Origin of the sequence: Acinetobacter sp. Colony158, assembly GCF_019264745.1 — a bacterium.
GTDB lineage: Bacteria > Pseudomonadota > Gammaproteobacteria > Pseudomonadales > Moraxellaceae > Acinetobacter > Acinetobacter ursingii.
Map to the genome: position 1 here is coordinate 2,036,848 of NZ_CP078523.1, position 7,547 is coordinate 2,044,394.

The 7,547-nt window shown below is 39.2% G+C and carries 11 protein-coding genes; 8 read left to right on the forward strand and 3 right to left on the reverse strand.

Going from position 1 to position 7,547, the window contains the following annotated elements:
- Positions 1-269 precede the first annotated feature (269 nt).
- Together JR005_RS08375 and JR005_RS08380 are read left to right on the forward strand one after the other, a co-directional pair.
- Complete coding sequence (locus tag JR005_RS08375; RefSeq protein WP_218664886.1) at positions 270-890, forward strand: glutathione S-transferase N-terminal domain-containing protein; 621 nt, start codon at positions 270-272, stop codon at positions 888-890.
- Between the two features lie 64 nt (positions 891-954).
- Positions 955-1,383, forward strand: a complete 429-nt coding sequence (locus JR005_RS08380; protein ID WP_218664887.1) for a YqaA family protein — start codon at positions 955-957, stop codon at positions 1,381-1,383.
- A gap of 32 nt (positions 1,384-1,415) precedes the next feature.
- Here JR005_RS08380 and JR005_RS08385 read toward each other — a convergent pair whose 3' ends face one another.
- Complete coding sequence (locus tag JR005_RS08385; protein WP_218664888.1) at positions 1,416-2,156, reverse strand: TonB family protein; 741 nt, start codon at positions 2,154-2,156, stop codon at positions 1,416-1,418.
- 133 nt (positions 2,157-2,289) lie between these two features.
- A complete protein-coding gene (locus tag JR005_RS08390) occupies positions 2,290-3,543 on the reverse strand; it encodes an MFS transporter (protein WP_218664889.1) in 1,254 nt (417 codons plus the stop codon).
- Positions 3,544-3,779: 236 nt separating this feature from the next.
- Here JR005_RS08390 and rpmI point away from each other — a divergent pair, with 236 nt between their 5' ends.
- The 4 genes from rpmI (at position 3,780) to JR005_RS08410 (ending at position 5,146) form a co-directional block, all read left to right on the forward strand.
- The gene (gene rpmI, locus JR005_RS08395) at positions 3,780-3,974 is read left to right on the forward strand and encodes a 50S ribosomal protein L35 (protein WP_002054552.1); all 195 of its coding nucleotides are present in this window, start codon (positions 3,780-3,782) and stop codon (positions 3,972-3,974) included.
- 11 nt (positions 3,975-3,985) lie between these two features.
- Complete coding sequence (gene rplT, locus JR005_RS08400) at positions 3,986-4,345, forward strand: 50S ribosomal protein L20 (protein ID WP_000124858.1); 360 nt, start codon at positions 3,986-3,988, stop codon at positions 4,343-4,345.
- A 103-nt stretch (positions 4,346-4,448) separates the two neighbouring features.
- The gene (locus JR005_RS08405) at positions 4,449-4,826 is read left to right on the forward strand and encodes a hypothetical protein (protein WP_004993027.1); all 378 of its coding nucleotides are present in this window, start codon (positions 4,449-4,451) and stop codon (positions 4,824-4,826) included.
- A 122-nt stretch (positions 4,827-4,948) separates the two neighbouring features.
- Positions 4,949-5,146 carry a hypothetical protein gene (locus JR005_RS08410; RefSeq protein WP_004993029.1) on the forward strand — a complete coding sequence of 66 codons (198 nt, stop codon included), beginning with the start codon at positions 4,949-4,951 and terminating at the stop codon, positions 5,144-5,146.
- A 54-nt stretch (positions 5,147-5,200) separates the two neighbouring features.
- Here the strand turns inward: JR005_RS08410 and JR005_RS08415 are convergent, their stop codons facing one another.
- Positions 5,201-6,244, reverse strand: a complete 1,044-nt coding sequence (locus tag JR005_RS08415; RefSeq protein ID WP_218664890.1) for a hypothetical protein — start codon at positions 6,242-6,244, stop codon at positions 5,201-5,203.
- Between the two features lie 176 nt (positions 6,245-6,420).
- On the opposite strand from JR005_RS08415, the gene pheS reads away from it, so the two are divergent.
- Both pheS and JR005_RS14765 read left to right on the forward strand, forming a co-directional pair.
- Complete coding sequence (pheS, locus tag JR005_RS08420) at positions 6,421-7,401, forward strand: phenylalanine--tRNA ligase subunit alpha (protein WP_218664891.1); 981 nt, start codon at positions 6,421-6,423, stop codon at positions 7,399-7,401.
- A gap of 33 nt (positions 7,402-7,434) precedes the next feature.
- Positions 7,435-7,547: hypothetical protein (locus tag JR005_RS14765; RefSeq protein ID WP_228731799.1), on the forward strand; the 113-nt coding region annotated here is incomplete at its 3' end.

Here is a 7,547-nt window from a genome sequence, read left to right on the forward strand (position 1 = left end):
CTATTTGATCTGTTTTCTGCAAAGGAATGGATCAATGGAGAAAATCAGGGACGTAAATTTGTCGGTGAACAGGCAAAAGAATATCAGAATAAACAGCATCGACTGACTAGATAAAGATTTAGATTCTCATTTTATGATTTTCTTTAAGGTTGTTAAGCAAAGTCACTGCTAAACTAAATCACTCTTTATACTTTTATTAGATGTTAAAAAACATGTTATAAACGTATACAAAGACTTAAAGATAGAAAAATAGGATAAGAAGGTATTTCATGATAGACCTATATTATTGGGGAACCCCCAATGGACATAAGATCAGCATCGCGCTCGAAGAAATGGAGCTGGAATATCAAATTTTTCCAATTAATATTTTAGAAAATGATCAGTTTCAGCCAGACTTTCTGAAAATATCACCCAACAATAAAATCCCTGCCATTATTGATCAAGATGGCCCAAATCATGAGCCAATTTCGATTTTTGAATCGGGTGCAATTTTACAATATCTGGGTCGTAAGACGGGACTTTTTTACCCGACAGATGAGCAAGAACGCGTTGAAGTTGAGCAATGGTTAATGTGGCAAATGGGCGGTTTGGGTCCAATGCTGGGTCAAAATCATCATTTTGGTCGCTTTGCTAAAGAAAAAATTCCTTATGCCATCGAGCGTTATGTCACTGAAACTAAACGCTTGTATAGCGTACTTAATACGCAGCTCATTGGACAAAAATTTGTGGCAGGTGAGTACTCGATCGCAGATATGGCAATTTTACCGTGGGTATTACGTCATGAGTGGCAATCCATTGATTTAAACGACTATCCTTATGTGAAGGATTATGTAGAACGTTTGACTGCGCGCCCAGCCGTACAGAAAGCTTTATCCATTCAAATCATCTGATTTTTTACTGAAAGATCATTCAATCTTTGATAAAAAGTAATGGCTTTTTGTCAAAGATTCTCTGATGGCGTATTTTCTTTTATTTTTGTCTGCGTTTGGTGCTGCAACATTGTTGCCATTGCAGTCAGAAGCCGTATTGTTTTCTCTGTTCGTACTTCAACAGCATCCAGTCGTGCTTTTATTGTGGGTGGCGACATTGGGTAATGTATTGGGTTCGTGTGTCAACTGGTGGTTAGGTCTGCAAATTGAACATTTGAAACATAAAAAATGGTTTCCTGTTTCAGCAAAGCAATTGGAAAAAGCACAAAAGATTTATCATCGTTATGGTTTTTATTCCTTACTGCTAAGTTGGGTACCAATAATTGGGGATCCCATTACCTTAATTGCAGGTGTCCTGAAAGAAAATTTCTGGCGTTTTGTAATAGTGGTCACTTTTGCGAAAGCAGGACGTTATTTGTTTATTTATTTACTTTATATCGGATTGATTCATTGACCAGAAAGCGATGTTTCTGGTCAATTTAAACTTTAGAGTGCAGAACATTTATCCAGTTTAAAATGGATTTCATCTTTAAGCTTGGATTTTTTAAAGAACCAAAGTTTTTTAGGAACATCCACTTGAGTATTTGAAAGGGCTTGCATCACCTGTGCATCTAAAGCGTAAATCCCTGAGCCTTTGTTAATTTTGACTTGGGTTGCTTCACCTTGTTTATTCACTTTAAAATTAAAACGCACCAAGCGATCTTTGCCTTTAAGTTCATCACGTGGCACATTTAATCTAGGTTGCTGAACATAGCGAAAAGGAGCTGATTTGGCTGTTTGCTGTTTTAACCAGTTCTTTGAATCAAAATGATAAATACATTCAGCAGTTGAGTCATCGCGGTCTTTATAATCCAGATTAAAAGTTTGGTAACCTATCGTCGAAATAAGATTTCCATCTTGTTGGAACGGTTTTACTTTGGCTTGTTCTACTGCTTTTACGAGCAAATCGTCCAGCTTTTTATTACCAGTACTTTCCTGAACTTTGACTTGAGTGACTGTTCCTGTTTCATCTGCCGCGACACGTAAAATCGCCGCCCGATCCTGTCCTTGTAAATCTGCATTGTCATAATTGAGCTTTGGAAATTCACGCCATTCAAGCCGAGTTGTCAAATGTGCGGGAAGGGCAGAGCTTTTTTGTGGTGCCAATTGTGAAGAGTTTTCTTTTGCATCAGCTTGGGTGATGGATACACTTGCAAAAAGTGCAAGGCAAAAAATAGATTGTTTCATCTTGGATGGTTTGTGATGGTTAAAGCATTGTTGCGAAGTATTCCCTGTTCAGGAAATACACGCAACAAAAAAATGCAGACTTGAGGGTATCTAATGAAAAATCATATTATTTGAGTGAAAACATAACTTAAACTTAAGGGTCCGTGCCTTTATTAATATCCACATGAAATAAATCTTTGGTTTTCGTCCAGCTTAATATCACTACTGCAAGCGTCATACAGCCACCAAACAGGGTTGCTGCAAGAGTTCCCATATATTTAGCAGCCAAACCTGATTCAAACGCTCCTAACTCATTACTACTCGAAACAAACATGCCATTGACCGCGGCAACGCGGCCGCGCATATTTTCGGGTGGAAAGATTTGTAAAATGGTTTGACGCACCACCACAGAAATACTGTCGCAAGCGCCTGTCATGGCTAAAGCAAAGAGTGACAGCCACATGTGACTTGAAAAAGCAAAAATAATGGTAAATATGCCGAAACCAGCTACAGCCAGTAACATATTGCGCCATGCATGATGTGTCGGTGGAAATCGGGTTAAAGCAATCATGGTAAAGAGCGCACCAATAGAAGGAGCTGCTCTTAAATAACCTAAACCTTCGGGACCAACTTTTAAAATATCTTCAGCAAAAATTGGCAGTAACGCCACTACGCCACCAAATAAGACGGAAACCAGATCCAGTGAGATTGCCCAAAGCACAATCTTGGTTTTCCAGATAAAACGAAAGCCTTCTCCCAAACTTGACCACATATTTTCATGTTCAATTGCGGGAAAGTTTCTTTTCTTCAGCAACATGATTAAACAAAAACAAATGAATAGGAGAATGGAAACACTTAATAGACTGGTTTCACGACCTAAAAAAGCCAGCATAAAGCCACCGAGCATTGGCCCTAAAATCACGCCACTTTGCCAACCTATAGTTGTCCAAGTTGCGCCATTGGTATAAAGCTCTCGTGGAATCAAAAACGGTTTAAGTGATGTCGCAGATGGGCTATAAAAGCCACGAATCACACCAAAACAGAAAATAACCGCATAAATCCCTAATGCCAAGACATGGACACTGATTTGATTTAAACCATATAAGTGAAAGAGTCCCCACAGCACTAAGGGCAATGGAAATGAAAAGAACAGACAAATTTTCATAATCAGTTGTTTATTAAATTTATCTGCTATATAGCCGCCCCAGAGTGACAGACTAATAAATGGAATCGCTTCTGCAAGACCAATCAGACCCAAAGTGAGTGGATCTTTGGTAATTTTATAAAGTGAATAGGCCACAATAATTTCCTGAATCAAAATGGCAAGTGTCAGGCAAAATTGATTGACCGTAATAATGGAAAAATCGCGATATCGGAGTGCGGCAAAAGCATCCTGCTTAGCTTTCATAACTATCGTATTTTGAGAATCTTGCTTTAATTATAAGCACGAATTCTTAAAACAAGGCTATAAAACTAAGTTTTTTGATGGGTAAAATATTAAAACTCAGAGCTGTGTATACGATGCAATTTCAACTGAATTTGCTTTTGTTTTAAGCAAAGATGCTATATCATACTGCCTTCCTTACCTGCAGGTCGATTTGCAATGGTGCAAACGTGCCGAACAGGTGCTCAAAAGAGGTTACTATGGCTAAGTTAAAAACTCGCCGTGGTGCAGCTAAACGCTTCAAAGCGACTGCAAACGGTTTTAAGCGTAAACAAGCGTTCAAGCGCCACATCTTGACCAAAAAATCTGCTAAACGTATTCGTCAATTACGCGGCTGTGTAATGGTTCATGTTTCTGACATGAATTCAGTTCGTCGTATGTGCCCATACATCTAAGGAGATTATAAATGGCTCGTGTAAAACGTGGTGTAGTGGCTCATCGTCGTCACAAAAAAATTCTTGCTCGCGCTAAAGGTTACTATGGTGCTCGTTCACGCGTTTACCGCGTAGCGTTCCAAGCGGTAATCAAAGCTGGTCAATACGCTTACCGTGACCGTCGTCAGAAGAAACGTCAATTCCGTGCTCTATGGATTGCGCGTATCAATGCCGGTGCTCGTCAAAACGGTTTGTCTTACAGCCGTATGATCGATGGCTTGAAAAAAGCTCAAGTGATCATCGACCGTCGCGTATTAGCTGACATCGCTATGCATGATGCAGTTGCATTTGCTGCTTTAGCTGAAAAAGCGAAAGGTGCATTAGCTGCATAAGCTTAGAGATTCAAAAGAAGGCCGCTTTTTAGCGGTCTTTTTTATTGGTTGATTTATGGTTGAGACAGATTTTTCAAAAAATTATAAAAGAAAGAGAGATAAAATGCGTAAACAATACCATTTTCGGCAGGTTGGTCATGATACTTATATTTGGGATATACACCGACTGGTCGATTTGTCAAAAGATTTTAAAGTTAAAGAAATCTCATTAGATCAAATTTTGGAGCTAAATGAAGCGTATTGGTTTCCAGATGAATATCCAACTACACTGCAAATTCTTGAACATATTCAACTTATCGAACAGGCGGATTTAACCTATCCAATCATTCTAAGCGCTGATGGTCGAGTCATGGATGGTATGCATCGAGTGGCTAAGGCAAAACTACAGGGAGATTTGAAGATTCTCGCTGTACAATTTGAGAAAACGCCTGTACCTGATTTTATCAACGTTGATGAGGATGATTTAAACTATGATGAATAAGATGATGTATTGATTGTATTGAAGATTACACAACCCCAACATCTTTGATTAGACATTTAGCCTCGAATCTTTCTACAGTAAAGAAACTTTTATAGTCAAGAGAACTTGAGGAGAATAAAAACATGTTAGTCAGCGTAGAAGGTTTAGAGCAAGGTGCAATTGAAACGGAATTGAGTATTTTGCCAAGAAAAGGTGAAACAATTCGAGTTTTTTATGGACCAGATGCCGAAGTTGAAGGTGAAATTGAAAATGTTCATCACATTGTTAATCAACATGATGGTGGGCACAAAGTCATTATAAAAATAAAACCCAGCTATTAAGAGATAAACCTAAAAACCTAAAGTAAACGTACTTTAGGTTTTTATTCAAAATCGTTATAGACCAAAATAATATGCGCAAGCGCAAATAATAATGGTCAGAATAATAAGTTTGATCACTCCCGATGAACCTACTTTATGATGTTGATGATCTTTAGAGGTAGATGGCTTTTTGTTTTGCGATAGCGTCTGTGCTTGAGGATCGAGAGGGGATACGATTTCGATAGGAGTGCGCTGTGCGGACTTATAATGATTGGCGATCTTTACAATCAGCTTGGCACTCAGGTCGTCCAGTTTCTGAGAAAAATTACGCAGATTAATCTGATCTTCAGGTGTAAGCATTTCACCAGATTCGCGATAAGGATGTTGACGTAACTGCTCAATAAAGTCTGACAAAGCTTCGGTACGATGCAAAAGTTCATGCGCAACATCGGCGGAATAATCTGTTGGAATAAGCGCTAGATATTGCATGTCCTGCAAAAGTGATCCATCTGGTTTTTGTACCAGTTTGGCATCGATTCCATAATAGGGTAAATCATGATTTTGCGGTTCAATAAAGCCTTGCGCATATTTACTTTGAAATAATTCATTTTCAATAAAGGTTTGAATCTCATCCCAATCTGATTCTTTTAAATCAGCTTCGATTTTTTTGCAGAGTTTATCGGACAAATCAAAACGCCAAAATGTTTCCTGATGCAAAGTTGATTGCTGTGAAGCTGGAATTTCAAAGTCATTGTCATTTAAGTACCATTCGGCAAGTTCTTTACCCAAGATCCATGCGGTTTTTTTATTCTTTTCATGACTCACAATAAAATGGGCAAAAGGCAGTAGCTCAACATTGGCATTTGGATTTTGTTCATCAGTGAGTAATGTGGAAAGATGTAGACTAATGCGGTAAACCCCCTGCTTTTTTAATCCTTCAAGCCAGACTTGAAAATGCTGTGCCAGCAGGTGCTGTGAACTCAGATCACGAAACTGAAAATAGTGCTGATAAAAAATAGAATGCTGTAACCAACGACTAAAACTGAGTTCATGGCTGAGATATTCATTGCCATAGGTGACTAGAGTAAGTTGTTGTTTCCAGATTTGATCAAGTGCCATAGTTCAGTTTTCTCATCTGTGCTGAATGCAATCTTATACGTTTTATAATTCGTATGACTAGAGGTCACTCGCATTGAACAGCAATTTTCCTGCGTTTGATCTTCATCATTGCGTCTAAAAACTGTTAGAATGCAGAGTTTTATTTTATTTATAACTTTGTTGCTTTGAGAGTTACTATGTCACTGGAAGCCCTGACCACCGACGCGCTTGCTGCTATTACAGCGGCTCAAGACCTTGCTGCACTCGATCAAGTCCGAGTTCAATTTACAGGGAAAAAAAGCCAGCTTGCAGAACAATCGAAAGCATTGGGCAAAATGGATCCTGAGGAACGTAAGGTTCAGGGTGCTGCCATTCATGCCGTTCGTGAGGCGATTAATAACGCATTGACCGAGCGCCAAAATGCGTTACAACAAGCTGCATTACAACAAAAACTGGCCAGCGAAACCATCGATATTACATTGCCAGGACGAGGTCAGCTGACTGGCAGTATTCACCCTGTCATTCAGGTGCAAGAACGTATCTGCCAATTTTTTACCAAAGCAGGTTTTACGATCGCAACAGGCCCTGAAGTAGAAGATGATTATCATAACTTTGAGGCCTTAAATATTCCAGGACATCACCCTGCACGAGCGATGCACGATACGTTTTATTTTGATGCCAATCATTTATTACGTACGCATACTTCTGGGGTGCAGATTCGTACCATGGAAACCACGCAACCACCCATTCGTATTGTGTGTCCGGGGCGTGTTTATCGTTGTGACTCAGATCAGACGCATTCACCGATGTTTCATCAAATTGAGGGTTTGTACGTTGCAGAAAATACCAGTTTTGCTGAGTTAAAAGGTTTATTGATTAATTTGCTCAACGAATTCTTTGAAAAAGATTTAAAAGTACGTTTTCGTCCATCTTATTTCCCATTTACAGAGCCAAGTGCCGAAGTGGATATCATGGACGAGCGTGGTCGTTGGTTGGAAGTTTTAGGCTGTGGCATGGTACATCCAAACGTGCTACAAGCAGCAGGGATTGATCCTGAAAAATATAAAGGCTTTGCCTTTGGTTTAGGGGTAGAGCGTTTTGCAATGCTGCGTTATGGCATTAATGACTTGCGTATGTTCTATCAAAATGATGTGCGTTTTCTACGCCAATTTGCTTAAACATTTTTCAGGATTAAATAAGGTTTTATACAGATGAAAATTAGCGAAAACTGGTTACGCACTTGGGTTAATCCAGCGATTGATAGTGATACTTTAGCTGACCAATTGACGATGCTTGGTTTGGAAGTGGATGAACTTGGCCCTGT

What these genes read in the sequence shown, in the direction of transcription:
- JR005_RS08375 (WP_218664886.1), top strand. Translation starts at nt 270, where the DNA reads ATGATAGACCTATATTATTGGGGAACCCCCAATGGACATAAGATCAGC.
- JR005_RS08380 (WP_218664887.1), top strand. Translation starts at nt 955, where the DNA reads ATGGCGTATTTTCTTTTATTTTTGTCTGCGTTTGGTGCTGCAACATTG.
- JR005_RS08385 (WP_218664888.1), bottom strand. Translation starts at nt 2,156, where the DNA reads ATGAAACAATCTATTTTTTGCCTTGCACTTTTTGCAAGTGTATCCATC.
- JR005_RS08390 (WP_218664889.1), bottom strand. Translation starts at nt 3,543, where the DNA reads ATGAAAGCTAAGCAGGATGCTTTTGCCGCACTCCGATATCGCGATTTT.
- rpmI (WP_002054552.1), top strand. Translation starts at nt 3,780, where the DNA reads ATGGCTAAGTTAAAAACTCGCCGTGGTGCAGCTAAACGCTTCAAAGCG.
- rplT (WP_000124858.1), top strand. Translation starts at nt 3,986, where the DNA reads ATGGCTCGTGTAAAACGTGGTGTAGTGGCTCATCGTCGTCACAAAAAA.
- JR005_RS08405 (WP_004993027.1), top strand. Translation starts at nt 4,449, where the DNA reads ATGCGTAAACAATACCATTTTCGGCAGGTTGGTCATGATACTTATATT.
- JR005_RS08410 (WP_004993029.1), top strand. Translation starts at nt 4,949, where the DNA reads ATGTTAGTCAGCGTAGAAGGTTTAGAGCAAGGTGCAATTGAAACGGAA.
- JR005_RS08415 (WP_218664890.1), bottom strand. Translation starts at nt 6,244, where the DNA reads ATGGCACTTGATCAAATCTGGAAACAACAACTTACTCTAGTCACCTAT.
- pheS (WP_218664891.1), top strand. Translation starts at nt 6,421, where the DNA reads ATGTCACTGGAAGCCCTGACCACCGACGCGCTTGCTGCTATTACAGCG.